Annotated in this window: 26 protein-coding genes and 1 tRNA gene; 12 read left to right on the forward strand and 15 right to left on the reverse strand. The window is 62.8% G+C overall.

Translation table 11 applies throughout. From position 1 onward, the window contains the following. Window positions 1–67: 67 nt before the first annotated feature. A complete protein-coding gene (locus C5C07_RS21080; protein WP_147302020.1) occupies window positions 68–673 on the reverse strand; it encodes a hypothetical protein in 606 nt (201 codons plus the stop codon). A gap of 183 nt (window positions 674–856) precedes the next feature. Between C5C07_RS21080 and C5C07_RS13985 the strand changes: the two genes are divergently transcribed. The 3 genes from C5C07_RS13985 (at window position 857) to C5C07_RS13990 (ending at window position 2,627) form a co-directional block, all read left to right on the forward strand. Beyond that, entirely contained in the window at window positions 857–1,468 is a 612-nt protein-coding gene (locus C5C07_RS13985) for a site-specific integrase (protein WP_115805315.1), read from the forward strand. Window positions 1,469–1,569: 101 nt separating this feature from the next. Next, window positions 1,570–2,115 carry a hypothetical protein gene (locus tag C5C07_RS21085; RefSeq protein ID WP_147302021.1) on the forward strand — a complete coding sequence of 182 codons (546 nt, stop codon included), beginning with the start codon at window positions 1,570–1,572 and terminating at the stop codon, window positions 2,113–2,115. Beyond that, on the forward strand, window positions 2,112–2,627 hold the full coding sequence (locus C5C07_RS13990) for a hypothetical protein (RefSeq protein ID WP_115805316.1): 516 nt from the start codon (window positions 2,112–2,114) through the stop codon (window positions 2,625–2,627). The genes C5C07_RS21085 and C5C07_RS13990 overlap by 4 nt, the downstream gene beginning before the upstream one ends. A gap of 106 nt (window positions 2,628–2,733) precedes the next feature. Here C5C07_RS13990 and C5C07_RS21090 read toward each other — a convergent pair whose 3' ends face one another. Beyond that, window positions 2,734–3,471 carry a hypothetical protein gene (locus tag C5C07_RS21090; protein WP_147302022.1) on the reverse strand — a complete coding sequence of 246 codons (738 nt, stop codon included), beginning with the start codon at window positions 3,469–3,471 and terminating at the stop codon, window positions 2,734–2,736. A 313-nt stretch (window positions 3,472–3,784) separates the two neighbouring features. Between C5C07_RS21090 and C5C07_RS13995 the strand changes: the two genes are divergently transcribed. Next, complete coding sequence (locus C5C07_RS13995; RefSeq protein WP_115805317.1) at window positions 3,785–4,147, forward strand: hypothetical protein; 363 nt, start codon at window positions 3,785–3,787, stop codon at window positions 4,145–4,147. A 306-nt stretch (window positions 4,148–4,453) separates the two neighbouring features. Here C5C07_RS13995 and C5C07_RS21095 read toward each other — a convergent pair whose 3' ends face one another. From C5C07_RS21095 to trmY, 5 genes are all read right to left on the reverse strand, one after another. Beyond that, on the reverse strand, window positions 4,454–6,184 hold the full coding sequence (locus tag C5C07_RS21095; protein ID WP_147302023.1) for a hypothetical protein: 1,731 nt from the start codon (window positions 6,182–6,184) through the stop codon (window positions 4,454–4,456). Then, on the reverse strand, window positions 6,181–6,738 hold the full coding sequence (locus C5C07_RS14010) for a hypothetical protein (protein WP_115805320.1): 558 nt from the start codon (window positions 6,736–6,738) through the stop codon (window positions 6,181–6,183). The genes C5C07_RS21095 and C5C07_RS14010 overlap by 4 nt, the downstream gene beginning before the upstream one ends. Continuing rightward, a complete protein-coding gene (locus tag C5C07_RS14015) occupies window positions 6,735–7,211 on the reverse strand; it encodes a hypothetical protein (protein ID WP_147302024.1) in 477 nt (158 codons plus the stop codon). Before C5C07_RS14015 ends, C5C07_RS14010 begins: the two co-directional genes overlap by 4 nt. Before the next feature lie 64 nt (window positions 7,212–7,275). Beyond that, window positions 7,276–7,348 (reverse strand) — tRNA-Pro (locus tag C5C07_RS14020). Window positions 7,349–7,432: 84 nt separating this feature from the next. After that, on the reverse strand, window positions 7,433–8,029 hold the full coding sequence (trmY, locus tag C5C07_RS14025) for a tRNA (pseudouridine(54)-N(1))-methyltransferase TrmY (RefSeq protein ID WP_115805322.1): 597 nt from the start codon (window positions 8,027–8,029) through the stop codon (window positions 7,433–7,435). A gap of 164 nt (window positions 8,030–8,193) precedes the next feature. Here trmY and C5C07_RS14030 point away from each other — a divergent pair, with 164 nt between their 5' ends. Further along, window positions 8,194–10,095 (forward strand): ABC transporter ATP-binding protein, encoded by a 1,902-nt coding sequence (locus tag C5C07_RS14030; RefSeq protein ID WP_115805323.1) that lies wholly within the window; start codon window positions 8,194–8,196, stop codon window positions 10,093–10,095. Window positions 10,096–10,193: 98 nt separating this feature from the next. On the opposite strand, the gene C5C07_RS14035 is transcribed toward C5C07_RS14030, so the two are convergent. The 4 genes from C5C07_RS14035 to C5C07_RS14050 form a co-directional block, all read right to left on the reverse strand. Next, entirely contained in the window at window positions 10,194–11,213 is a 1,020-nt protein-coding gene (locus C5C07_RS14035) for a hypothetical protein (protein ID WP_004976253.1), read from the reverse strand. Next, entirely contained in the window at window positions 11,200–12,099 is a 900-nt protein-coding gene (locus tag C5C07_RS14040) for a S49 family peptidase (RefSeq protein WP_004976255.1), read from the reverse strand. The genes C5C07_RS14035 and C5C07_RS14040 overlap by 14 nt, the downstream gene beginning before the upstream one ends. Before the next feature lie 146 nt (window positions 12,100–12,245). After that, on the reverse strand, window positions 12,246–13,022 hold the full coding sequence (locus tag C5C07_RS14045; protein WP_004976259.1) for an ABC transporter permease: 777 nt from the start codon (window positions 13,020–13,022) through the stop codon (window positions 12,246–12,248). Beyond that, on the reverse strand, window positions 13,019–13,972 hold the full coding sequence (locus tag C5C07_RS14050) for an ABC transporter ATP-binding protein (RefSeq protein WP_004976261.1): 954 nt from the start codon (window positions 13,970–13,972) through the stop codon (window positions 13,019–13,021). Before C5C07_RS14050 ends, C5C07_RS14045 begins: the two co-directional genes overlap by 4 nt. Before the next feature lie 346 nt (window positions 13,973–14,318). On the opposite strand from C5C07_RS14050, the gene C5C07_RS14055 reads away from it, so the two are divergent. The 5 genes from C5C07_RS14055 to C5C07_RS14075 all read left to right on the forward strand — a co-directional run bounded on the left by C5C07_RS14055 (window position 14,319) and on the right by C5C07_RS14075 (window position 18,404). Then, the gene (locus tag C5C07_RS14055) at window positions 14,319–14,573 is read left to right on the forward strand and encodes a hypothetical protein (RefSeq protein WP_004976263.1); all 255 of its coding nucleotides are present in this window, start codon (window positions 14,319–14,321) and stop codon (window positions 14,571–14,573) included. Continuing rightward, window positions 14,570–15,607 carry an isocitrate lyase gene (gene aceA / locus C5C07_RS14060; RefSeq protein WP_004976265.1) on the forward strand — a complete coding sequence of 346 codons (1,038 nt, stop codon included), beginning with the start codon at window positions 14,570–14,572 and terminating at the stop codon, window positions 15,605–15,607. Before C5C07_RS14055 ends, aceA begins: the two co-directional genes overlap by 4 nt. After that, complete coding sequence (gene aceB / locus C5C07_RS14065) at window positions 15,600–16,901, forward strand: malate synthase AceB (protein ID WP_004976267.1); 1,302 nt, start codon at window positions 15,600–15,602, stop codon at window positions 16,899–16,901. The genes aceA and aceB overlap by 8 nt, the downstream gene beginning before the upstream one ends. Window positions 16,902–17,116: 215 nt before the next feature. Further along, on the forward strand, window positions 17,117–17,698 hold the full coding sequence (locus C5C07_RS14070) for a DUF4112 domain-containing protein (protein WP_049905165.1): 582 nt from the start codon (window positions 17,117–17,119) through the stop codon (window positions 17,696–17,698). Between the two features lie 100 nt (window positions 17,699–17,798). Beyond that, a complete protein-coding gene (locus C5C07_RS14075) occupies window positions 17,799–18,404 on the forward strand; it encodes a twin-arginine translocation signal domain-containing protein (RefSeq protein ID WP_049905166.1) in 606 nt (201 codons plus the stop codon). A gap of 148 nt (window positions 18,405–18,552) precedes the next feature. Here the strand turns inward: C5C07_RS14075 and C5C07_RS14080 are convergent, their stop codons facing one another. Further along, a complete protein-coding gene (locus tag C5C07_RS14080) occupies window positions 18,553–19,530 on the reverse strand; it encodes a DMT family transporter (protein WP_004976276.1) in 978 nt (325 codons plus the stop codon). 193 nt (window positions 19,531–19,723) lie between these two features. Between C5C07_RS14080 and C5C07_RS14085 the strand changes: the two genes are divergently transcribed. Beyond that, on the forward strand, window positions 19,724–21,007 hold the full coding sequence (locus C5C07_RS14085) for a tRNA pseudouridine(54/55) synthase Pus10 (protein WP_004976278.1): 1,284 nt from the start codon (window positions 19,724–19,726) through the stop codon (window positions 21,005–21,007). Between the two features lie 78 nt (window positions 21,008–21,085). Then, window positions 21,086–21,733: a ribonuclease HII gene (gene rnhB, locus C5C07_RS14090; protein WP_115805324.1), complete on the forward strand. Its 648-nt coding sequence runs from the start codon at window positions 21,086–21,088 to the stop codon at window positions 21,731–21,733. A gap of 67 nt (window positions 21,734–21,800) precedes the next feature. On the opposite strand, the gene C5C07_RS14095 is transcribed toward rnhB, so the two are convergent. The 3 genes from C5C07_RS14095 to secF all read right to left on the reverse strand — a co-directional run bounded on the left by C5C07_RS14095 (window position 21,801) and on the right by secF (window position 24,758). Next, window positions 21,801–22,034, reverse strand: a complete 234-nt coding sequence (locus tag C5C07_RS14095) for a hypothetical protein (RefSeq protein ID WP_004976282.1) — start codon at window positions 22,032–22,034, stop codon at window positions 21,801–21,803. Between the two features lie 286 nt (window positions 22,035–22,320). Next, window positions 22,321–23,898 carry a preprotein translocase subunit SecD gene (secD, locus tag C5C07_RS14100; RefSeq protein WP_004976284.1) on the reverse strand — a complete coding sequence of 526 codons (1,578 nt, stop codon included), beginning with the start codon at window positions 23,896–23,898 and terminating at the stop codon, window positions 22,321–22,323. Further along, the gene (gene secF, locus C5C07_RS14105; protein WP_042663512.1) at window positions 23,895–24,758 is read right to left on the reverse strand and encodes a protein translocase subunit SecF; all 864 of its coding nucleotides are present in this window, start codon (window positions 24,756–24,758) and stop codon (window positions 23,895–23,897) included. Before secF ends, secD begins: the two co-directional genes overlap by 4 nt. Window positions 24,759–24,773: the final 15 nt, after the last annotated feature.

Here is a 24,773-nt window from a genome sequence, read left to right on the forward strand (position 1 = left end):
GCAAATAGTACCTATGCTCGAATGAACAGTTCCCAGGATAGGCTATTCTCGGGTAGGTGTCTGAAAATCAGTCGGACCCGATCTCTCTTTTCACAATCTCTATTATATCGGCTACCAAAGCGAATGCATCTCCTGTCGCCATGTATCCTTCCACGATTTTGGGATCTGCATGTCGTCGTTCCGCTGGACCGAGTGGTTCATGAGAGATATTATAACCACGAAGTTCTGGAAAAACCAATTCACCGTCCATATCTTCTGTCAGTTCATTACCTCTCCATACTGCATTTATTGGTGCATTATGGAAGTTGAATCGATTCCCGTGGAAAACACCGTTTCGGACGTGCCGGAGGAAGATCATCTCCGGAATGTGTGAGAACTTCTGTTCCCACGTCTCGTTATCATCTTTTAATAATTCACAAACTACGCCAAGAAGTGAACCAGCAAGTCGACCAGAGGCAGCTCGGGTGAGTTTCCGATTAGATTTCAGTTTGTACAGTAAGATGTGCCCACCAACTGTTTGGATATCTTTGCCCTCAGTATTTTTATTTGCGATATTCGTATCAAGTAGACGGGCTAAATCCGCTTTAGGACCCACTTTTTCAACAACATGAATGCCATAGATTGCGTAGCTAATCGCTTCTCTCTCTGTTTCTATTCGCTCGACTAAGTTCATACAATGAGTAGTTCACCAGATGAGAAATCAAACTCGGTGGGAAATTTTCTAGTTCCGAGAACAACCTATTCTCGTAACCAACTGCTCCTCGACAACACGTAATCGGCGTCTTTTCGGGAGAGACTGGCCCGGCCAAACTAGCTAAGGTTCCGGAAAGCAGAGCTACCTACCAAGACCGGAACCATGCAGGCACGCCCATACCCATCGAAGTCAGGAAAGCGACTGTGGCTTTCCCGCGACGAACAGAGCAAACTCCTCTCACTCGTCGAGGACGAGTATCCACGTCGGCACATCGCCCTCGACCTCGCACTTCACGGTCTCCGCAGCGACGAGGTACGGAACGTCGAGCCACGACACTTCGAGCGCCTCGACGACGAAGGGAAGTGGCGACTGACTGTTCCCAACGGCAAGACGGGCGCACGAGACACGCCAGTCTCGAAGTCTCTTCGCGAGCGCGTGAAGTACCTGAAGTCCGCGGCACGGATGCGAGCCGATGAGCCAGTCATCGACGTCTCGACTCGCTCCCTGCGAGACTGGGTTGTTGAAGCTCGCGGAGAGTTGGCTGACGACCTTGACGACGACCGTTGGCACGACCTCGGGATGCATGATCTCCGACGGACGTGGGCGACGGACACGTTCTACTCACTCGCGTTCGAGGGCGTACCTATTGCTGAGGAACTGACGATGGCCTGGGGTGGCTGGGCGATGACCGATTCCGGGTGCGAGACGTTCCGTCGGAACTACCTCGGTCCAGTACCAGACCATGTGACATCGAGAGCGATGGTGTATCTGTAATGAGTGAAGCAGAAAGCATCACACCATATCTAACTTCGTCGCCTGATGATTGAGCCAGATTCATTATACTTGTAATGTAAAGCATTCAGATATCTAAGAACATGGATCGAAAAGATCGGATCTCATATACAAATTCTAAATCTAGGAGGAATTTAGACGTACAAATTGATCAATTCAATCGGCTCACTAATAGAGGGTTTGAGATACTGAAGATACACCTACTAACATTTTCAGTTACTGCTGCATTCCTTACTGGCACAAAATTCGAAAATAGTGCTGGAGAACAGGTCTCTCTTGTATCATTAATTGTGGATACTGTCTCCCAGAATTTTGGCTACTTCTTTGTACTACTCATAGCTACAGGACTGCTTATCTCATCGATTTTCGCAGCCTTTCTCGCTTCTCGAGAGAGTGGCCATACGAGGGGACTGTCTGGTAATGACATCATGAAGATATACAACGATACATCTCCTCTTGAAGAGTCAGAAATTAGTGAAGTACATCACACAGCAAGTTGGATCGACGATTTGATTGAGATCAATAAAGAAAAAAAGAAGTTAATAAATTGGAGTCTTGCTGGCTTTTTAGGCCTTTTCATCGTACTTGTCCTTGGTTTTTCAATAATTAGCGAGGTTGGTGGGCTATGATCGAATTTGAGGGGGACAAGTCAGATAGTCGGGTGAAAAACCTAATCGACGACGTGCTATCAGATCTTGCTCAGTACATTCTGCAACTCATGAGTCTCACGCTAGCTGTATTCCTTATATTTGTATTTCAAGCAACGTACGGCAAGCCGCTCTCGCTCGGTCTTGGTCCAAACTCGGTGATTCTGTATACGTTGGCATATCTGGTCCTCTTGTTTTTATGGGCGGCAACAATACCATCTCAAGAGCTGGCTCTTGCAGTATTGTTACGAACGTGGAAATCAATCAAGCAGGGGCGAAATGCAGTACGCACCAAAACCGAGGTGTCGAAAGAGGAGACGCTGAAGTTGGTTGAACAAGAAGGGCCAGGAACTGTTTATGATTTTTCCAGTTCATCAAATATCGACCACGTATTACTCAGAGAGCGTCTACAAGAGCTACATACTGTTGGTGAAATCAAAAAAAGAGACCTTTCTTTTGGGTTAGTACCAATCTGGTTCGTCAAGGAAGAGTAACCTCCCACAATCTCTGTTGAAATCCTTCAGTATTGATATTGTGGTGATCAGTTCAAGTGAACCTTTCTTTTGGCTACCCTTCTATCATTAACCATCTAAATGCTGCTCACCGAGAAATTTCTTGCCTGAGCGAGGACATCTCATTTCGCACCTTGCTCAGGCTTTGCTCAATTTTACGGAGTTCACTTGCAGTATCATGTCTCCCATATTGTGCCATTCCTTCTTCGGCATATTTCGTGTAAAATATAGAATCGATCTCATGTTCTGTGTCGAGAATATCACGACAAGTACCAGTCATATATATGTGGCTGATATCTTGCAAGTCTTTTTTATTAATTTGGTCAACTGACTCAAATAGGCGGTGGTCTCCAGAATCTTTGTTTTTCTTTGATGTGGGTGCAGTTGGATCTTCAACATCATCCAGGCCAACACTCACTGCGATACTCTCGCTAGGAGAGATTACTGGCAGGGGAGTACCAATTTCATCTTGTACACTATCTCTCTGCCCGTCACTACTGATTGCTTTAATAGTCACGTCAACGTCTTTTGCTGGTCCGTTTCCTACGTTTTCAACCATAATTGAGTATGCTCCAAGAGTCACTTTCTCTAAATCTAGCCTAAGAAGTGGCTTCGCTTGCTGTTCACGAGCTAAGCGCTGTTCATGAAGTGTATTTCGTGTGGTAATCAGCGATAATGTTGTTGCAAGGACAAGCCCCGAGCTAGCGATAACAGAGGCAAACCCGGAGCTATACCAGCCTTGGAACGCCCCGTAAAGCCCTACACCAATTCCTAAGGCAACAATACAGAAGATCAGGAAATTCTGAAAGGACTGGAGTTTAGTCATCGTGTTATTCTCACACTTGTTTCTGATAATCCTTTGCCATGAAATGGCTACGAGAGAGTTCTAGTCCTGTCGATCTGTAGGTTGATTTTTTGCGCTTAGCAAGCCGCGCCGAGTAGGCGCTGCGACCCCCGTTGCAAGTGTTTCATCTGGAGTCTGAGCGAAGCGAAGACTCCGGTAATCTTGGAGTGTGGCTCTTTAGCCACAACCCCGCTAAGAAGATGGCACAATCAGAAACGCGTGGAAGTTACTTCTCAAACAGCCACCGACTCGCCCAGTCCGTACAAATTTGTCAGTCGGTGCAACTCGTATCTTCATGGAGCTTCCCAACAGTTGGAATTTGACGCTCTCAGAGAAGCACGACAGCATAATCGAGGAAGACAAGCCTCACGCAGAGTACAGTCGTGAGGGTCTCGACCTCTCGGTCGTCGTGGCTCACGGGAATGACTTTGGAGAGTTTGGATTTCATGTCCTACTCCGGCACTCTGAGGTCGAATATATCAACGAGATCATGGAGTTCCGTGAAGACTTCGACGAATCGAGAGAGCTTGCTGAACAGTTCGTCGATGGGTTCGAGAACAGCTACGATGGAGAAGAGGGTCGCGAGATACTCAAGGTTGCAAGCAAAGTTGTGGAACGTGACCACGATCTCGAGTTCGAGTTCGGTCTGAACTACTGAACGACGACTGAATTCTTCGCGCCTCCGTTCCCTGACTCCTCCGTTTCGAGTGCTTCGAGTGGAGACGCGGTTCGGAGGTGGGGCGGTGTATTTTTTCACGCCGTAGGCGTGTGCCCTTTGGCACACCCCCGAAGGGGGGCTTCCCACCCAACGAGAACAGATTACTGACGCGCATACACTGATGGTCGGTACTCTGTAGAAACCATGGTGTGGAAAGCAAGTGAGTTTGTGCTAGGATAGATAGTACGCAATTGTGTTTGCTGAAACGAAGGTTCGGGGCCGCGTTGCCACTCTCGAGACCGTGGCCTAAACGACGATTTCCTTGTTCACCAGCGTGTGTTCGGCTCCGGTGAGGGCGTCGTCGTACTCGACGAGGGCATCAACGAATTCGGATGTCCTTCGACCGGCATCCGACCACGCCGAATATCCTTCGTCGAGTACGTCAGCAAGCTTCGGGCCACCGAGTCGGTTTAGAACGCTCTGGATTTTGATAGCCAATCTCGTATCGCCACCGTGGACGTCTCTTTCTTCGAATTCGACGCCCCACTTCGCAGCCCACTTCGTTAGCGCGCCGGATGTGTTCTCCAAAATGTTCTCGGAAAGCGAGAGCACGCGCTCAGTGGCGCGTTTCGCATAGTCGATTTGGGCCTTTCCGTGTTCTGCAAGTTCGAAAATCTCTCGAAGGTCTTCATGGATCTTTGCGCAGACGAACCCAACAGTACCGTTCTGAGATTCGACCAGGTCGTTCAGTTGTTCGAGAGCACGGTAGTATGTCGACTTCGAGACGCCGAGTTCGTCGATGAGAGTGCGGTAGTGCGTCTGTCCGCCATCGGCAACTAGCTGCTCGAGCATCGAGATCTCACGGCCTTTCGCATCGGCAAGGGCACGAACGAGTTGACTCTCTCGAGCCACTTCCATCTCAGGTGTCGGATCTTCGTAAAGCTGGATTTTTCGACTGCTAGGTTCAGGCTCGAAGTGCTTGTCAGGAACGAAGACATCGGATGCGTCATGCGCAATCGGGACCTCGCCCCACGAGAGCGTATTCAGAAGGAACTCCTCGAGTTCGCGAACTAATTCGTTCCGCTGACTCCAGGGAACGCTCTCGGAATTGAGCTTCAGACTCTCGCCGTTGTTCTTCCCCATCCGGAAGAGTACTTCGTGCTTCGGGTGAGCAAGAGCGTCTCCGGCATCCAATTTCTCTTGCCCACGCACATGGCTCGGGTGGTACCATTCGAGTTTCACTCCCTTCGAGAGACCAGGGAGCGGATGAACCGAATGGTCGGGCAATTCAGCTTTATTCTGATAACCGACTGTCTCGGTATTGTCGAGGTCGAGGCGAATGTGCGTTCCCTTCTCGCCTCCGTAGAGACTCTGGAGTTTCTGGAAGATACCTCCTAAGCCACACATCTGATCTGTGTATTTGCGGTGGACTCGGAGATATCGCTCGTGAGCGTGAATCCGCGAGACTCTCGGAAGGACGCGCATCGGCTTGAAGTATCGCGGAGACCAACGTTCTCCAATCTCGCGGGCAAGTGCTGAACAGGTCTCACGTAAAACGTGAATGTACTCGTCGGGTTCGAGGTTCGACCCTTGGACGTATGCTTCGAGACCTTCTTCGTCGCCAGTGTGGTCGAACGGTGTTGAGATGCGATCCCGAGTATCGACGTGTCGAAGGTCTTGCCAGCGAGGCTTAATTTGGAACGTTGCTTTTCGTTCTCCTGCTCCGCGCCACTTGAGCGTGAACTCCCACATTCCTCTCTCAGGGTCTCGCGAGTCTTTCATTCGCGGGGCGATTTTCCCGACGTGGTAGTTCAGATGTATCTCGGAGCGCTCGAGTGCGTTGTTTGGACCGGTTCGAGTTTCGGCCACGACCGGCTTCCCCTTCTTCGTCCCGCCGTCTAATGCGCGAACGAATTTGCCGAGAGTAAAGTACGGTTTCGCACCGTGCTTAGACCAAAATAGGCGAGCTTTGATTTCGTGAGGTGCGCTAGCGACGTGAGCCTTCGTCTCGTGAACGACGGGTTCGGACTCGCTCACTGGCGGTCACCTCCGTAGGAGACACGAACGACTTGACCGTGCCAGTCGGTCACCGACTGCGAGGAGTAACCACAGATGTCACAGACGAGAGCCCCGACGACCGATCCACGACGCCACTCGTGGCGTCCTTCAGCACAGGGGCCGTCCTGCGTTCTCCGTTGGAGTTCTTCGAGAACGATGCGGCGATGATCGTAGCGATCATCAGAACGCCACGAGACGAGCCAGACAGGTCGTTGACTCGCGTCTGACTGAATTTGTGAGAGAACTTCGCGTGCACCGGACGACTGGAGATAGCTTCGGAAGCGCGTCTCGAATCCTGTCGATTCCCACGAGATTGCGAGCGCGTTGTCAACTCCATCGGTGTCGGCGGCGTCCTCAACACGACTCCGTGCGTTCTCAAGTGACTCTGGTGGTGCGAGGTGTGGAAGGGTACGATCGACGAGCGTGTCTGCCCAGTCGGGAAGATCACGCGCGATTGCGAAGACTCGCGCGTGCTCACTTGGCACGACCTCACTACTCGCGAGCGCGGTGAAGTGGGTCCCGCGAACGCTCATCGTGAATCGACCTCCTCGGGGTCAAAGATCTGTGTCCAGGTGATCTGCCCATACTCGACACCGCCGTTGGTGTCGATCCACGAGAAGTCGAGGTCGGTGACTTCTGTCGCAGGGACGATCTTGGATGCGGGGATCGTGTCTGAGTTGGGCGCGGTAACGCTGAAGAGGTAGAAGCCAGCGAGCTCAACGAGCTTACTGTGCTGACCTTTCTTGATTTTGTAGCGCCCACGCCGTTGTCGCGCATTGACGACGACAGAGGCGGATTTACACTCAACGACTGCACCTTGTTCGAGGACAAGAACGCCGACGAACGGGAGGGTGCGCGAGGGCCAGACGGACCGCTGGCAGATGATATCGTAGGGGAGCTCGCGGCCGTCGTCACCGTGTTTTGGTGCAGCTTCGAAGCCGCTGATACGTTGTATCTGGTCAGCTTCGACGCGCTCGCCCGCGCGCTTCGAGGGCGCGAGACTCACGCGAACCACCCCGAGCGGTGGCTGGAAAGTGTCAGGAAATGCGGGAAAAGGGGTATATACCTTATGGGCCGGCTCAGATTCGAACTGAGGTTACGGCCACCCGAAGGCCGAAGGATACCAAGCTACCCCACCGGCCCGCATTTTGAGGCAAGCCACCGTCGCGTTTAACAGTTGTGATTGTGGGCCACCGTCAGACGGCGTGACACACCGCCGACCCCGCCTCAGTACCGCGAATAGCCCGCGGTATCGAGGTAGTTGTGCGCGACCGTAATCGAGTGGTCGGCGTGGAGAATCTCGGGACCGAGTCGGACCTGCTCGTCGGCGGCGGCCGCCAGCAACTCGGCCTCCTCGTCGGTGAAGTCGTGGTGGTCCGAGAGGACGAAAAGCGGGTTCTCGGGCGGTTCGACCTGAACCACGGGGTCGCCCTCCTCGTGGAGTTCGACCACGGTCGCGTCGCGGGCGGCCTCCTCCAGCGTCGTCTCGAAGCCCATCCGGCGGATGGAGACCCCCGGCGACGACTCGGCGGGCATGTGCCCGATTGCCTCCTCGCGCTTCTCCAGCGCCTTCCGAATCAGGGCGGCGGTGGAGCGCTCGTCGGGGTTGAGCCGACGGAGTTCCGAACCTTCGAACCGGACGGTGTACTCGTCGCCGAGGACCAGATGAACCCGAACGTCCTCGCGGATGTCGTGCGAGAGGAAGAACGCGGCGTTGACACAGCGACAGAGCACGTCGAGTCGGCCGGCCCCGCCGGCGATGTCGTCGAGCGAGAAGTCGGGCGTCGTCGGCGCGTCGTGGCCGATGACGATGAATTGGCGCATGACTCCGATTCGTCGCGTGGGAACCTTATCGCTGTTCACTCGGGCGGGCGTGCGGGCGAGGGCGAAGCGACGCCCGCAGCGGGCGCGAATCTCCCCGACCGCGCACGTCATATCCGCCGGACGCTTACCTCGGGTAAGTGAGCCTCAAATCCGGGCGCGACCCGATGGTCCGCCTGTTCGCCGAATACGGTCGCGAGAACCTGGCGTGGTTCGTCGTCGGGCTACTGGCGAGCGTCCTCGGGCGACTCGTCGCCATCGTCCCGGCGCTCGTCCTCGGGGTCGCCATCGACGCGGTGTTCTTCCGGAACACGGCGTACGCCCTCCCGCTGGTTCCGTCGTCGTGGCTGCCGACGACCGTCTCCGGGCAGTTCTGGCTGAGTTTCTGGCTCGTCATCGGAGCGTTCGTCGGCGGGGTCGCGCTCTCGTGGGTGCAGGGCCTCGGCCTCGCGGTCTACTCGAATCGCGTCCAACACGCCGTCCGCGTGGACACCTACGACGCGCTCCAGCGCCTCGATATGACCTTCTTCGACGACAAGCAGACCGGGCAGGTGCTGTCGATTCTCGACGGCGACGTGCGCAACCTCCGGACGTTCCTCGACAGCACGCTCTCGGGCGGCCTCCAGTTGGTCGTCGCCGTCGTCGGCATCGCGGGCGTGCTGTTCTACCTGAACGCCCAGCTCGCGGTCGTCACGCTCGTGGCCGTCCCGCTTCTGGCCGTCTTCACCGTCTGGTTCATGCGGACGATTCGGCCGCTGTACCGCGCGCTCCGCGAGAGCGTCGGCGCGCTCAACACCCGCATCGAGAACAACGTCTCGGGGATGGAGGTCATCAAGGCCTCCGCGACCGAGGACTACGAGACCGACCGCGTCGCCGACGCCTCCATGGACTACTACCGGCGCGCCCTCGCGGTCGTCAGGCTCGACTACCTCTACCAGCCGTCGATGGAACTCCTCGCCGGCGTCGCGTTCGCCGCCACGTTCGCCATCGGCGGCGTCTGGCTCATCTTCGGCCCGCCCGCCCCCTTCACCGGGGACCTGCTCGTCGGCGAGTTCGTCACGTTCCTGTTCATGACCCAGCGGTTCATCGATCCGCTGTCCGGCGCGGGCCGCATCGTCAACTCCTACGAGAACGCCCGCGCCTCGGGCGAGCGCATCTTCGGGCTGGCCGACCGCGAGGCCGTCGTCCGCGACGCACCCGACGCCGAGTCTCTCGACACCGTCGCCGGGCGAATCGAGTTCGACGGCGTCTCGTTCGCCTACGCGACCGGCCGCGACGTGCTCCACGACGTCTCGTTCGCGGCCGAGCCGGGCGAAACCGTCGCGCTCGTCGGCCCCACGGGCGCGGGAAAATCCACCGTCGCGAAGCTCCTCCTCAGGCTCTACGAACCCACGGACGGAGCGGTCCGCGTGGACGGCCACGACGTGCGCGACGTCGAACTCAGGAGCCTCCGCGAGGCCATCGGCTACGTGAGTCAGGACGTGTACCTCTTCGACGGGACTGTCAGGGAGAACCTCCTGTACGGAGCGTTCGACGCGACCGAGACGGAGATGGTCGCGGCCGCGAAAGCCGCCGAGGCCCACGAGTTCGTCTCGCGGCTCCCCGAGGGCTACGACACCCGCATCGGCGAGCGCGGCGTGAAGCTCTCGGGCGGCCAGCGCCAGCGGCTCTCCATCGCCCGCGCGATGCTCCAAGACCCGCGGATTCTCGTCCTCGACGAGGCGACGAGCGCCGTCGACACCGAGACGGAACTGCTCATCCAGCGCGCGCTCGACCGCCTCTCGGCGGGCCGGACGACGCTCGTCATCGCCCACCGGCTCTCGACGGTCCGCCGCGCCGACGCCATCGTCGTCCTCGACGAGGGCGAAGTCGTCGAGTCGGGCACCCACGACGAACTCGTCGAACTCGGCGGCCTCTACGCGACGCTCTGGGGCGTCCAAGCCGGCGACGTGTCGGGCGTCTCCGCGGACATCCTCGCGCGACTGGTCGAGCGAAGCCGCGCGGCCGACGAGGCCGACGCGGACCGCATCGCCGACGGAGTCACCGCCGACGGCGGCGAAGGCGCCTGAGGAAGTCGTCAACCGACGCTAGGCGAAGAACGACGAAAGAAAACGGGGCGGGGCAGCGAAGCCGGGAGTCCGGCTTCGGCCGCGTCGGTGCGACTCAGTTACGCCGGAGTCGGGGCGGTTCCCTGTCCGGGTGCCGAACCGGCCTCGCCGCCGGATTCGGGCGTGGCCGGGGCGGGCGCGCCGGACTCCTTGTCGCCGGAGACGAGGAAGTCGGCGAGGTTGCCGACGAGCACCTCGTTGTCGGCCTCGTAGGCCGATTCGGGCGCGAGGAAGTCGGCGTCACCGATGGCGACGACCGTCTCGCTCTGGGCGGCGACCGTGTACGGACCGGTCTTGCGAATCGACTCGACGCGGGTCTCGCCGCCGGAGACGAGCGCCGGCGAGACGCTGTCGGCCGAGACCGAAAGCGGCGCGGCGTCGCGGAACACGACCTCGTCGACGCCCTCGGTCAGGGCGGTTTCGCCCTCGGGCGTGGCGTAGACGTTCTCGTAGTTGAGGTAGTAGTCGTGCATGTTGTACAGCGACGAGGAACCGAACGAGACCCCGTAGTCGGAGGTCAGCCCGGCGTCGCCGCCGACAGCGCCGGACGACACCGAGACGGTGATGAGACCGAGGACGCTCGTCGTGCCCGCGGACTGCGGGTCCCCGACGAGGGCGACGCGGCCGCCGGCGTCCTCGAACGACCGCAGGCCGGCGAGCTGGTCGCCGGTGTACGGCTGTTCGGGGTTGACGACGACGAAGGCGTCGGCCGACCGGAGCGAGGCGTTGAAGTTCCGCTGGGCGTCCTCGCGGGTGAGGTACTTCACCTGATGGCCGTTGGCGACGAGCGCGTCGACGAGCGGTTGCATGTCGGACTCGCTCACACCGTTCTCGTGGGCCACGTCGATGAGGACGGTTTTGGGCTCCGCGTTCGAATCCATCGTCACCTCGCCCGATTCGGGGCCGGGCGTGGCGACGAGTTCGTCCGCGTCGAACGCCTGTTTCGCGGCGTTTTCCGTGTCTGCCGGGGCGCTACCGCCGAGTTGGAAGGCGTAGGGTGCCACCGCGGCTCCGACCAAGATGAGGCCGAGCGCGACCGCGAAGACGACCGTCCCGCCGAGTAAGTTACGCTGAGACATTGCCGATCACCTCATCTTCGTACTGCACTTGTCCGTACACCATCAGGAACTGCGGCGCGCGAACGCCGTCGTACCCGATGGGACTCTCTTGGATGACGACCGACGAATTACCGTTCTGCGAGCTGAGAAGGATGATTCCCGAGCGGGTCGGGGGCTCCTTCTCGACGACCTCGTAGTTTTCGAGGCCGGCCTCGGAGGCGGCGCGGTCGATGGCCGTCTGAAGCGTGCCGATGTCGTCGGCGTAGCCGTTCTGCGTGGCGCGAGCGCCGGTGTAGACCTTCGCGTAGGCGACCTCCTCGCGCGACAGCGAGAGTTCGTCGCCGCGGTGGTCCATGACGCTGCCGACGAAGGCGTGCTTCAGCGTCTCAATCTGCGCTTCGCGGTGGTCGAGAGTCATCGACGCCTTGTCGGGGCCGGTGCGAATCTCGCTGGACGTGCCACCGTAGGGGGCCGACCCGCGGACGCCGACGCTCCCGATGACCGACGAGGGCGTCACGTAGATGCTCTCGGAGGGGAGCATCGTGTAGTACGCGCCCGACGCGCCCGTTCCTTGGACGCTCGAAACGACGGGCATCTCTTGGGCGGTCCGATTGACCGCCAAGTACATGCGCTCGGAGGCGGCGGCAGAGCCGCCGGGGCTGTCGACCTGCAGGACGACCGCCTTTATCGATTCGTTCTCTCGCGCTTCGTGGAGGTCCTCTTCCAGCTGGTCAGCTGTGTAGGAGGTGATGGTCCCGTCGACCGAGATGACCGCGACCCTGTCGGGGGTGGGCGCGGCCGCGTCGTAGACGACGGGGGCGAGGAATGCTCCAACCAGGACGGCCGCGACGAGGGCGAGGACCGAGATGGTCCGCGCCGACGCCGCGGAGGAGGGTTTTGATACCATACTTCGGACGTGACTTCTAGAGCGTGTGTCAAAATACTTGTCATCTCAAAAGACAGTTGTTCAGACAAGAACTCCGAGCGGCGGGTCGAAAATGCGCCGACCGCGCCCGGTCGCCACCGGAGGAAGTCGACGACGGTCGACCGACCTCAGTCGGTCAGCCCGTAGCCGCGCCGGAAGAGAACGACGTTGAGACCGACGACCCCGAGCGTGAGCGCCGTCAGCACGCCGAGAGACAGGTTCGGGTCGACCTCTGTGACGCCGAGGAAGCCGTAGCGGACGCCGTTAACCATGTATATCATCGGATTGAGGAGCGACGCCTGCTGGAAGGTCGCGGGAATCTCGTTGAGCGAGTAGAAGACGCCGCCGAAGAACACCAGCGGGCGCAGGATGAACTGGTTCATCATCGTCAGGTCGTCGAAGTCGTCGGCCCAGAGGCCGCCGACCACGCCGAGACCCGCGAAAAGCAGGGTGATGACGAGCATGAACGCGACGAGGTAGAACGGTCTGGCGACGCCGACGGACGTGAAGAACGCGCCGATGAGCGCGACGAGCGCGCCGACGAGCACCCCGCGGGTCGCGCTGGAGAGGACGTACGCGCCGACCATCGAGGAGTACGAAAGCGGCGAGGTCAGCGCCTCCTCGATGTAGCGGTTCCAGCGGCCGTGGAAGATGGAAAACGAGGCGTTCTCGAAGGCGTTCGAGACGGCCCCGAGGACGATGAGACCGGGGAGGATAAACAGGATGTACGGGACGCCCGCGATTTCGTTGATGCGCTCGCCGAGGATGACGCCGAACACGGAGAAGTACAGCACGTTCGTGATGAACGGCGGGACGAACGTGTTGCGCGGGCGGCGGACGAACCGGAGGACTTCGCGGCGGAGCAGGGCGTAAAAGCCGGTCACGTCGAGGCTCGTGAGGCTCACTGCTCGACCTCCGCGGTGGCGCGGCCCTCGCCCTTTCTCGTCATCTCGACGAACACCTCTTCGAGCGACGTGCGCGAGATTTCGAGGTCGACGATTTCGTGGCCGGCGCGGTCGAGCGCCTGCACCACGTCGGGAGCGACGAGGCCGCCCTGCTGGGCCGTCACGACGAGGCGAGTCCCGTCCAGTTCGACGGCCTCGACGCGGTCGTCGTCGGCCGCGAAGTCGGGGACCGCCGTCGGCGGGTCGCGGAGTTGGACGACGATGTCGTCGGTGCCGCGGTCCATCAGTTCCTCGGGGCTTGCGACCTCGATGACGGAGCCGGAGTCGAGGATGGCGACCTCGTCGCAGAGGCGTTCGGCCTCCTCGATGTAGTGGGTCGTGAGCAGGATGGTCGTCCCGCTGTCGTTGAGGTCGACGATGGTCTCCCAGAGTTCGTGGCGCAGTTGCACGTCGACGCCGGCGGTCGGCTCGTCGAGGATGAGCAGGTCGGGGTCGGTGATGAGCGCCCGCGCGAGCATGAACCGCCGTTTCATCCCGCCGGACAGCCAGTCGAACCGGGTGTCGCGCTTGTCGTAGATGCCGACGCGCTTGAGCACCTCGTCGGCGCGCTCTGCGGCCTCGTCGTGCGGAATGCCGTGGTATCCCGCCTTGTGTTCGAGCACTTCGCGGATCGGGAAGAATCGGTCCACGTTGAACTCCTGGGGCGCGAGGCCGATTCGGTCGCGGGCTTCGCGGTAGTCGTCTTCGACGTCGTAGCCGAAGACGCTCGCCTCGCCGCCGGTCTTGCGGACGAGGCCCACGAGGATGTTGATGAACGTCGTCTTCCCCGCCCCGTTCGGCCCCAACAGCCCGAAGAACGACCCCTCGGGAACGTCGAGGTCGACGCCGTCGAGGGCGCGGACGTCGCCGTAGGACTTCGTCAAGTCGCGTATCTCTATCGCGGATGCCATTCGCTGGTGCGTCGTCGGGCGTGGACGCGATTAAGCGTAGTGTCCGCGGAACGCCCCGTCACGGCGTGGCACGCCCGGTCGCCGGGGAAACCGACGACGCTCGAACCCCGCTCAAAGAGTTAGATGTGTTACCACGTGTCAAATTAGGGCCTAATATCCATCCGTACAGAACTAAGTCATTAACTAATATTATCATTATCAATCATTAACTATTAGTACCACTCGGCAGTCGAACCGGGTGAGGAGACATCCGATGGTAGTATCCGCAGCACACCACGCAACCGACCACTCGACGACCGCGACCCGAACCGACCGCTACCGACCGCCGACCCCACCGACGTAACCGATGACAAACCGCGACAACACGACCCGAACCGACACGACGACCCGCACGCCGACCACCACTCGCTCGACGACGACTCGCCCTCGCGCCGCGCGACGCTACCCCAACAACGAGGAGAACATGGACGCGCCGCTCGTCCCCTTCATCCGACAACCGGGGGAGGACGACGAGATGACGAGCATCCGGCGCGAACTGGCCGCGCTCCGCGCCCAACTGAACCGCATCGAGCGAACGATGCAGCCCACCGATACCCAATGAACCCGACCGAACTCGACAGCGACGTCTTCGCACAGGATGTTGACAACCAGAAGGCCCGCGAACTGCGGGAGATGCTGAACACGCAGGACTTCGTGTTCGCCCCCGGCATGTACCACGCCCTCGACGCCCGCCTCGCCGAGATGACGGGCCACGACGCCGCCTACATGTCCGGCTACTCGACGGTCCTCGGGCAGTTCGGCTTCCCGGACCTGGAGATGGTCACGATGACCGAGATGGTCGAGAACGCCAAGCGCATGGTCGAGGCGACGAACCTCCCGGTCATCGCCGACTGCGACACGGGCTACGGCGGCATCCACAACGTCCGCCGCGCCGTCCGCGAGTACGAGAAGGCCGGCGTCGCCGCCGTCCACATCGAAGACCAGACGACGCCCAAGCGCTGCGGCCACATCGCGGGCAAGCAGATAGTCTCCCGCGAGAAGGCCCGCGCCCGCTTCGAGGCGGCCGTCGACGCCAAGCAGTCGGAGGACACGGTCGTCATCGCCCGCACCGACGCCTACGGCTCCTCGAACGGCGACTGGGACGAACACGTCGAGCGCGGTCGCATCTACGCCGACGCCGGCGTCGACATCGTCTGGCCCGAGATGCCGAACCCCTCGCGCGAGGACGCCGTCGCCTACGCCGAGGAGATTCACGAGACGCACCCCGACCTGAAGCTCGCGTTCAACTACTCCTCGTCGTTCGCGTGGTCCGAAGAAGAGGACCCGCTGACGTTCCAGGAGCTGGGCGACCTCGGCTACAAGTACATCTTCATCACGCTGTTCGGGCTCCACTCGGGCGCGCACGCCGTCTACGAGGACTTCAAGAAGCTCGCCGAACAGGACGAGGAAGGCCAGTTCGACCTCGAACAGCGCTACCTCGGCCACCCGACCGAGAGCCACCACGAGCTATCGTTCGTCTCGCGGTATCAGGACATCGAGACCGAGTTCGACCCCGAGGCGCGCCGCCGCATCGAGGAGTCCGAAGGGTTCAGCGAGGAGCAGGCCGACCCCATCACGAGCAACGACGATGACTGAGCGCAGACACGACCGCGAGTTCGTGCGGACGTTCTTCACCTCGCCGACGGCCGTCGAGGGCGAAGACGACTCCGCGAAGATGCTCCGACGGGCGGCCGGCCTCCGCGGGATGCAGGCCCCCGACGTGTGGGTCCCCGACAACGAGGACGCCACCGCGCCGTCGATGCGCGACGAGGGGGCCGAGAACATCGTCGAAGTCATCTCCGAACACGGCTCGGAGTTCCCCGGCGAGATTCACCCCCGGATGGTCTGGCACCGCGACAGCCCCGGGACCCGGTATCAGGGCTTCCAGCACATGCTCGACATCACCGACCCCGAGCGGGGCGCGGTCGAGCACATCGACGGCTTCGTCATCCCCGAGGTCGGCGGCATCGACGACTGGAAGAAGGCCGACGAGTTCTTCACCATCGTCGAGAACGAACACGGCCTCGAAGAGGGGAGCCTCGCCATGTCGGTCATCATCGAGAGCGGCGAGGCCGAACTCGCCATGGGCGACCTCCGCGACGAGATGGGCAAGCCGACGAACAACCTCGAACGGCTGTTCCTCCTCGTCGACGGCGAGGTCGACTACACGAAGGACATGCGCGCCATGACGCCGACCGGCGAGCTTCCGGCGTGGCCGGAGCTTCGACACAACACCTCGCGCGGGGCTAGCGCCGCCGGCTGTATCGCTGTCGACGGCCCCTACGACGACATCCGCGACGTGGAGGGCTACCGCGAGCGCATGACCGAGAACCAGGCGAAGGGAATGCTCGGCATCTGGTCGCTCACGCCCGGCCAAGTCGTCGAGGCGAACACCTCGCCGCTCCCGCCGAAGACCGGCAGTTGGCTCCTCGACGCGGGCGGCGAGGAAGTCGAACTCGCGTCCGAAGACGGGGCCGAGGTGTACGACGGGGACCGCCTCTCGCTCGAAGCTACCGACGACGGCTACGAACTCCGGGTCGGCGGCGACACGCGGGAACTCACCGCGGACGAACTCCGCGAGGAACTGCTCGGCCTGACCTCGTACGTCCCGAGCATGGACGACATCGTCGACTCCATGGAGGAGTTCGAGGCGGCCAAGGAGGCCGGCCGCGGCGCTATCGCCATGACCCAGTCGGCGACGCTCCGCATCGGCGGCACCGAAATCGACATCGCCAAGGACCGCATGTGGGACGAGGCGACCTATCAGGCCGCGATGACGCCCATCAGCCTGTTCCAGGACGTGTACGAACACCGCCCCGACCAACACGAGGAGTTAGCGGAACGCTACGGCGCGGGCGTCGTCGAGCGCGCGATGGAGGTGGGACTCTAAGCTCGGGACGCGACTCCACCGCAGGGGTTCCGCCGTCGGCCCCGGGGTTCCGGCTTGGTCACGCGACGGCGTCCGGCTTCGTAGCTCCGACGACGCGCCCGCCCGAACCGTGGGGGCGGCGCGTCGCGCTCTTTTTCCACTCGACGCGCAGTTTCCGACTCGACACGACCCCGACCGACGCTATTCTCAAGTTCCGCCCGCGCGAGTTGACACGTGTGAACGATTCGACGAACACCCCGGCGACGCCCGTGGAGACGAGCGACAGCAACGGCGACGCGGACGAGTCGCTGGAACCCGACGTAGTCGTCGACTTCGAGTCCGTGGGCGTCGCGGACGAGGAGACGCTCGCGCGACTCCGGACGGTGAGCTTCTACCTCGACGAGGCGTTCGAGATTCCGGGGACGAACTACCGCATCGGCCTCGACCCGATTCTGGGGCTCGTGCCCGGCGTCGGCGACGCGACGGCCGCCGCGCTCTCGGCGTACATCCTCGTCGAGGCCGCCATGCTCGGCGTGCCGCGGGCGACGCTCGCGCGGATGCTCGGCAACGTCGTCCTCGACGCGACCGTCGGGTCGCTCCCGGTTGTCGGCGACGTGTTCGACGCGGCGTGGAAGGCGAACGCCCGGAACGTCCGGCTGTTGGAGGCCCGATACGACGACGCCTCCCCCGCGGCCGTAGAGGCCGACCGACGCTTCCTCTTGGCCGCGGTCGCCGCCATCGCCCTCCTGCTCGTCGCGCTCGGCGCGGCGACCGCGCTCGTCGCCCTGTGGGTGCTCGGACAGGTTGGACTGTTGTAAGTTACCAGTGCTCGAAACGAAGAAATCCGCTGTGTGAGTCGTTATCCACCCCCAAACTGTAAACTACAAGACATATATACGGGCTTGCAAATCATGGCGTATGGAACGACGAACTTTCCTGAAGAGCGTCGCCGCGACGGGAGCCCTCCTCACCACCGCCGGATGCATGGGCGGTGGCTCCGGGTCGCAGCCGACCGCGGGCAACGAGACGGGTAACGAGACCGGCAACGGCACGGCGGGCGAGACGACGGCCGACGTCGAGCCGGCCGAGGTCCCGGACCCCGAACTCGCCTTCCGCACCAACAGCGGCGTCCTCCGCGTGGTTCACATGGGCGGCGAGAAGATTACCGACGAGGCGACGAGCGAGGTCTACGTCACCGTCGACGACGAGCGCACCGCGACGTGGGTCGCCGACGGCGAGGAGGGGCAGGACTACCCCGTCTCGGTGGGTAACTTCCGCGAAATCGAGTCCGCCGAGAGCGGCTCGACGGTCGAGGTCGTCTGGGTCGGCCGCGCGGGTGCCGAAGAAGTCCTCGCCACCCACGAGGTCGCCGCAGAGGAGACCACGACGACCGCGACGACCAACGAGACGACCACGAACGGGACCGCCACCAACGAGACGGTCACCGAGACGACGGCCGCCAACGAGACGGTCACGACGACGAACGAGACGACCACGTCGTCGGACAACGAGACCAGCAACTGAGAACGACGGCCGACGCCGACGCGGACACCGGCGTCGGACGCGACGAGGCTTTTTTCGACTCGAAAGCGGTTCGACGTTCGCGCTGTCGCGGAGCAACGGGACCGCGATAGCGCTACGATACTCTCGGGTGGGCGGCGGCGGAACCGGCTCAGTCGTCGGCCGGGAGGCCGTCCGGGTCGGTCGCCGGTTCGGGCGCGACGAGACCGACGCGGACGCCGAGGCGACGACCCAGCGGGCCGAGCGCGTCGCGCTTCATGAACGCGAAGCCGAGGAGGATGAGCGCGAAGCCGACGACGGTGACGGGGCCGATGCGCTCGCCGAGGAACGCCCAGCCGGTGACGGCGGCGACGACCGGCGTGACGTAGTTGACGAGGCTGATTTCGACCGCGCCGATGCGGTCGAGCAGGACGAAGTAGGCGATGAAGCCGACGGCGCTGCACAGCACGGCCAAGAACAGCAGCGCGGCGACGACGACCGGCGACCACGCCACGCTCGCGAGGCCGGGCTCGCCGAGGACGGGGCTCGTGACGTGGAGCATGCCCGCGCCGAGGAGCATCATCCACGCCTGCATCGGAACGACGGGCGGGTTCCCGGGGAGCCGCTTGACGAGCACCGAGCCGAACGCCCACGCCGCGGCCGCGAGAAGGAGCAGGACGACGCCGAGGAGTTGGCCGCCGACCGACCCTGACGCGAGGGCGATGACCACCGTCCCGGCCAACCCCAGAAACACCCCGAGGAAGCCGAACCCGTCGAGGCGCTCTTCGGGCAGCATCGGCCACGCGAAAAGCGGCGTGAGGACGGGCGCGAGGCTGATGACGATGGCCGAGACGCCGCTCGTCACGTACCGCTGGCCGGAGAACAGGAGCGAGAAGTGCGCGCCGATGAGGAGCGCCCCGCCGACGAGGACGACGAGCCACTCGTCGCGGCCGCGGGGCCGCCAGTCCTCGGCCGCGAGCAGGCCGTAGGTGAACAGCACCACGCCGGCCACGTCGTATCGGAGGGCGGCGAACAGTACGGGCGGGAGGACGTCGAGGCCGACCTCGATGGCGATAAACGAGGTTCCCCAGAGGACCGCGATGGTCGCGAACAGTGCGAGCGTCCGATTCGTTTGCGTATTGATAGACACGAGATATCGACCGTAGACCCAGGTGTTGAAGCGGCTACCACGCCGCCGTACATCAAATTTCTCGGAGCCGAGATAGCACTCCACTCGGGTCGTGTTGACAAACATCTCTGAGCTGAGATACGTCGACAAGCCGTGCCGCGGCGACGCGGCGAACAAAGTAAGCTAGTTACGCGCGCCCCGATAGAGACCGAACATGAGCATCCTTGAGGACGCGCGAGCGCTCGCCGAGAGCGGGCCGGTCTGCGACGCCTGTCTGGGCCGGGCCTTCGCCGAGCGCAGTTTCGGGCTGACGAACGCCGAGCGGGGCAAGTCGCTCCGGGTCGCCGCCGCCCTCGACGCGGACGAGCCCTACGAGGCCGTCGAGACCGAGGACTGCTGGGTCTGCGAGGGGGCCTGCGCCGAGTTCGACGCGTGGGCCGAACGCTGCGCCGAGGCCATCGAGGACGTGGAAGTCGAGACGTATCAGGTCGGCACCCGCGCGCCGCCGCTCGTCGAGGAAAACGAGCTACTGCTCCGCGAGGGGGCGGGCCTCCCCGAGGACGCCGGCGAACTGTTCAAATCCGAGTTCAACCGCGAGGTCGGAAAGCGCGTGGGCCGACTCACCGGCACCGAGGTCGACTTCACCCGACCGGACGTGCAGTTCCTCCTCGACATCGAAGCCGACACCGTCGAGGCGCAGCTCAACTCCGCGTTCGTCTACGGGCGCTACCGGAAGCTCGCGCGCGACATCCCGCAGACCGAGTGGCCCTGCCGCGAGTGCGACGGCTCGGGCTACAAGGGCAAGGAGCCCTGCGACTACTGCGGCGGCTCGGGCTACCTCTACGAGGACAGCGTCGAGGGCTTCGTCGCCCCCGTCGTGACGGACGTGATGGACGGCGTCGACGCGAAGTTCCACGGCGCGGGCCGCGAGGACGTGGACGCGCTCATGCTCGGGACGGGCCGGCCGTTCGTGGTCGAAATCATGGAACCCCGCCGCCGCACCATCGACGTCGAACAGCTCGAAGGCGACATCAACGCGATGGCCGAGGGGGAAATCGAGGTCGAGGGGCTCCGCCTCGCCACCTACGACATGGTCGAGCGCGTGAAGAAACTCGACGCGAGCAAGGAGTACCGCGCCGCCGTCGAGTTCGACGACGACGTGACCGACGAGGAACTGGGGGCCGCGCTGGACGAACTCACCGGCGCGACCATCGAGCAGTACACGCCCCACCGCGTCGACCACCGCCGCGCGAGCATCACCCGCACCCGCCACGTCTACGACGCCACCGGCGACCTCGAAGACGCGCGCCACGCGACCGTCGAAATCCACGGCGAGGGCGGCCTCTACATCAAGGAACTCGTCTCGGGCGACGAGGGCCGAACCAACCCGAGCCTCGCCGGCATCCTCGACACCGGCGCGGTCGTCACCGCGCTCGACGTCATCGCCGTCGAAGGCGAGGACGAACCGTTCGAGGACGACGACTTCTTCAAGGACTGAAACGAGACCCCGGGGACCCCCTGCGAACGTCGCCGCAGACCGCAATCTCTAATTCTCGCCCGCGACACCCGACGAGGTATGCACATCGGCGTCGACGAAGCCGGAAAGGGACCCGTGTTGGGTCCGATGGTCGCCGCGGCGGTCCGAGGGGACCCCGACGCCCTCCCGGACGGAATCGCCGACTCGAAGCGACTCGCTCCCGAGCGCCGCGAGGAACTCGCCGCGAAACTCCGTGACCGAGACGACGTGGAAGTCGGGGTCGCGTTCGTCGAACCCGAGACCATCGACGACCCCGAGACGGACATGAACCTGCTGACCGTCCGAGCGCAGGTCGAGGCCGCCGCCGAGGTCGCCGTCGACGCCGACGAACTCGTCTGCGACGCGGGCGACGTGAGCGAGTCCAGATTCGGCCGCCGCGTCCGCGAGGGGCTGGCCGAGGCGGGCGTCGAAGTCGAGGTCCACGCCCAGCACCGCGCGGACGACGAACACGCCATCGTCGGCGCGGCGAGCATCGTGGCGAAGGTCGAACGCGACCGCCGGGTCGAGGAGATTGCCGCGTCGTACGGCGAGGTCGGAAGCGGCTACCCGAGCGACGGGACGACCCGCGAGTTCCTGCGGGAGTACGTCCGCGAACACGGGATTCTCCCGGACTGCGCGCGGAAGTCGTGGTCGACCTGCGCCGACCTCATGGCCGCACACGAACAGTCGTCGCTGGGCGATTTCTGAGTCGGCTCGGGAGCGGCGGTCGAAAAAGTGGAGGGTCGGTGGTTCGAGGGCGAGTCGCGGAGACGGCTCACCGCATCTCGGCGAGCGCGACGTACGAGCCTTCCTGCGCGGAGAGCCACGTCGTCAGCAACTCGTCTTCTGCGAGTCCTGCGGGGAAGATGGTGCACTCGTCTGGTGCGTCCTCGTACGGGGCGACGATGGCGACGAACTCCTCGTCGTCCGCGGGGGCGGAGCGTCGCGGAGCGTCCGGCCGGGTCGTCGTCGCGTCCGTGTCGTCGCGTCGAAGTGGCGTGTCTTCCATGAGTGGAGTGCGTGCACCGTGAGTACCGACGGGCGGCGGTTGGTCGGTTGCCGGTTCGGTCAGTATTTTATAGACAGTCTATATGATTCTGTCGGCGAATACGTCCCGATGAGGACGACCGAAACCGTCGCCGTCTTCCGATTCTGACATGGGGAACGATTGAGCGGTCGGAGAGGTATCAACTGCGAGAATCGCCACGGTGGTCTGCGGGCGGGGTCGTCGGCTCGCGGGGCTGGGCGCGTGACGGACGAGTGAGAGAAAGCGTCGGTCGGAGGTGGAGCCGACCTCAGCGGTCCTCGGTCAGGAGGATTCGGAGGATGTCACCGTACGCCGGGCGGGTGACGAGGACGCCGATGATGACGCCGAGGATGGTGAAGATGGCGAAGCCCTGCAGATCGCCGAGCGAGAGCACGGCGAGCGGGCTCATGGCGATGATGGTCGTCGCAGCGGCCGCGCCGATGACCCAGAAGGCCCGACGGAACCGCGACTGGAAGACCTTCCGCGACTTCACCGTGCCCTCAGCCATCACCTCGTCGGCGATGATGATGAGGTCGTCCACACCCGTCCCGATGACGGCGATGAAGCCGGCGATGACAGAGAGGTCGAGCGGGTAGCCGATGGCCGCGGCGAACCCGAGGAGGATGTACACCTCGGAGAGGCCGGTGACGATCATCGGCAGGGCGACCTGCGGTTTGCCGTAGCGGACGAAGACGACGCCGGCGACCGCGAGGACCGCGATGATACCCGTGATGAGCGAGTTGAACTTGAAGCTCTCACCCTGGCTCGGGGAGATGTACGACGAGGTGCCGCTGTCCTCGCCCGAGAGGTCGAGCTTGGCCGGCAGCGCGCCGGCGCGGAGGTTGATGGCGATTTCCTGGGCCTCGGACGTGTTGCGCGTCTGGAGCTGGAAGCTCGGTGCGCCGGCCCACTCGCCGGCCCGCATGGTGTCGGCGAGTCCGTCGCTCATGCCGAAGGCGTTGACGACCTCCCCGTTGACGACGAGCAGGAGACAGCCCTCGGTCGTGTTCTGTCCGCCGTCTTCCATGTAGGTACACCGGGTCCCGCCGTTCTGGGCGAGGCCGGTCTCGACGACCGCCGACTGGAACTCCTGTGCGGGTTCGTCCCGGACGGAGACGGGGACGAACGCCCCGCTCCCGACCTGGGACTCCTGTGCGGTCCCGATGGAGGTGAAGTCGGCCTGCGTCAGGACGGCCTCGCGCGTCTCGTAGGTCCGCGTGCCGTTCTGTGAGACCGGGTGATAGATGTCGATTTGGACCGTCCCGCGCTCGCCGACGAGGTCGACGACGTCCGACTGGTCGCGGTTGGGGACCTCGACGAGGATGAAGTGTTCGCCCGTCGCCGTGGTCACCTGTTGGACCGTCCCGCCGGAGAGGCCGGCCTCGTTGATCTTCGACTGGAGGACGCGGACCGTCTCGGCGCGGGTCGTCTCGGTGACGCCGTCTCTGACCTCGCCGTGGGCGTAGCCCGCGGCGTCGAGCGCGGCGGCCAAGTCGTCGGTCGTGGCGTTCTCGATGGTCACTTCGACCGTGTTGGACTCCGCGCCCACACGGGCGATGACGTCCGCGGCGTCGGCGCCGTCCAACTGAGCGGCGACCTGTCGCTCGACGACGCGGTCGGAATCGCCCTCGAACTCGACGTCCTCGGCCGTGACGCCGACGAGCGGCGCGCGGATGCGCGTCCCGCCGTCGAGTTGGAGGCCGAACTTGAGGTTCGTCGCGCCGCCGTCATCGGCGACGGGGCCCTGGGTCTGCCCCCCGATGGTCGGCGAGAAGAGGGCGAGCGTCGAGAGCAGGACGGCGACGACGAGGAAGATGACCCGCCAGTTGTCGCGGAGCGTGCTCATCGGGCCACCCCCTCGAACTTGTACCAGCGAAGGAGGGTCACGTTCAGCATGTAGGTGTTCATCAGGTCGGCGGTGAGGCCGAAGACGAGGACCGTTCCGATGGCGGCGAGCAGCTGAATGCCGAACAGCGTCGCCGTGATGGTCATGACGATCATCGCCGCGATGGACGTGAGCGTCATGGTGACACCGGTGCGCATGGCGCGCGCGGTGGACTCGTAGAAGTCACCGGACCGTCGGAGGACGTGGTTGTTCAGGAGGATGTCCGAGTCCACCGAGTACCCGATGAGCATCAGGAGGGCGGCGACGGTCCCCAGCGATAGCTCGATGCCGAGGAGGTTCATCAGCGCCACCGGGATGACGATGTCGGAGAACGCCGAGACGACGACCGCGATGGAGGGGACGAACGAGCGGAACATGGCAAACACGAGGATGCTCATGCCCGCGAAGGCGACCGCGAGGCCACCGAGGGCGAGCAGTTGCGTCTCGGAGCCGAAGTTAGCCGACACCGCATCGATAGACCTGACTTCGAAGCCGGCGTCTTCGGCCTGCGTCTGGAGCTCGCTCGACGTCGCGCTCCCGGACTGGAAGGTCACGACGTACGTTCCGTCGGCCGCGACGGAACGAATCGATTCGGGCTGACTGTCGAAGGCCGCGGCGACCTCGCTTTGCGGGGCATCCGTTGCGATACGGAGTTCGGTCCCGCCGGTGAAATCGACGCCCGGGTTCACCGGCGCGCCAGTCGCGACGTACCACCCTCCGATGACCAGTAGGGCCACCGCGAGGACCGCGAGGGGGACGGCCACGAGTTGGCGATTCGTGTACCGGGTGTAGTCTACCTCCGGTACCGTAAACTCAACCATGGGTTGCGGTCCTGA

This window comes from Haloferax sp. Atlit-4N (genome assembly GCF_003383025.1).
Classification (GTDB): domain Archaea; phylum Halobacteriota; class Halobacteria; order Halobacteriales; family Haloferacaceae; genus Haloferax; species Haloferax gibbonsii.

Bases quoted from the DNA above. Each gene is read 5' to 3' on its own strand.
- C5C07_RS21080 (WP_147302020.1), bottom strand. From the start codon at position 673: ATGAACTTAGTCGAGCGAATAGAAACAGAGAGAGAAGCGATTAGCTAC.
- C5C07_RS13985 (WP_115805315.1), top strand. From the start codon at position 857: ATGCAGGCACGCCCATACCCATCGAAGTCAGGAAAGCGACTGTGGCTT.
- C5C07_RS21085 (WP_147302021.1), top strand. From the start codon at position 1,570: ATGGATCGAAAAGATCGGATCTCATATACAAATTCTAAATCTAGGAGG.
- C5C07_RS13990 (WP_115805316.1), top strand. From the start codon at position 2,112: ATGATCGAATTTGAGGGGGACAAGTCAGATAGTCGGGTGAAAAACCTA.
- C5C07_RS21090 (WP_147302022.1), bottom strand. From the start codon at position 3,471: ATGACTAAACTCCAGTCCTTTCAGAATTTCCTGATCTTCTGTATTGTT.
- C5C07_RS13995 (WP_115805317.1), top strand. From the start codon at position 3,785: ATGGAGCTTCCCAACAGTTGGAATTTGACGCTCTCAGAGAAGCACGAC.
- C5C07_RS14010 (WP_115805320.1), bottom strand. From the start codon at position 6,738: ATGAGCGTTCGCGGGACCCACTTCACCGCGCTCGCGAGTAGTGAGGTC.
- trmY (WP_115805322.1), bottom strand. From the start codon at position 8,029: ATGCGCCAATTCATCGTCATCGGCCACGACGCGCCGACGACGCCCGAC.
- C5C07_RS14030 (WP_115805323.1), top strand. From the start codon at position 8,194: ATGGTCCGCCTGTTCGCCGAATACGGTCGCGAGAACCTGGCGTGGTTC.
- C5C07_RS14035 (WP_004976253.1), bottom strand. From the start codon at position 11,213: ATGTCTCAGCGTAACTTACTCGGCGGGACGGTCGTCTTCGCGGTCGCG.
- C5C07_RS14040 (WP_004976255.1), bottom strand. From the start codon at position 12,099: ATGGTATCAAAACCCTCCTCCGCGGCGTCGGCGCGGACCATCTCGGTC.
- C5C07_RS14050 (WP_004976261.1), bottom strand. From the start codon at position 13,972: ATGGCATCCGCGATAGAGATACGCGACTTGACGAAGTCCTACGGCGAC.
- C5C07_RS14055 (WP_004976263.1), top strand. From the start codon at position 14,319: ATGACAAACCGCGACAACACGACCCGAACCGACACGACGACCCGCACG.
- aceA (WP_004976265.1), top strand. From the start codon at position 14,570: ATGAACCCGACCGAACTCGACAGCGACGTCTTCGCACAGGATGTTGAC.
- aceB (WP_004976267.1), top strand. From the start codon at position 15,600: ATGACTGAGCGCAGACACGACCGCGAGTTCGTGCGGACGTTCTTCACC.
- C5C07_RS14075 (WP_049905166.1), top strand. From the start codon at position 17,799: ATGGAACGACGAACTTTCCTGAAGAGCGTCGCCGCGACGGGAGCCCTC.
- C5C07_RS14085 (WP_004976278.1), top strand. From the start codon at position 19,724: ATGAGCATCCTTGAGGACGCGCGAGCGCTCGCCGAGAGCGGGCCGGTC.
- rnhB (WP_115805324.1), top strand. From the start codon at position 21,086: ATGCACATCGGCGTCGACGAAGCCGGAAAGGGACCCGTGTTGGGTCCG.
- C5C07_RS14095 (WP_004976282.1), bottom strand. From the start codon at position 22,034: ATGGAAGACACGCCACTTCGACGCGACGACACGGACGCGACGACGACC.
- secD (WP_004976284.1), bottom strand. From the start codon at position 23,898: ATGAGCACGCTCCGCGACAACTGGCGGGTCATCTTCCTCGTCGTCGCC.
- secF (WP_042663512.1), bottom strand. From the start codon at position 24,758: ATGGTTGAGTTTACGGTACCGGAGGTAGACTACACCCGGTACACGAAT.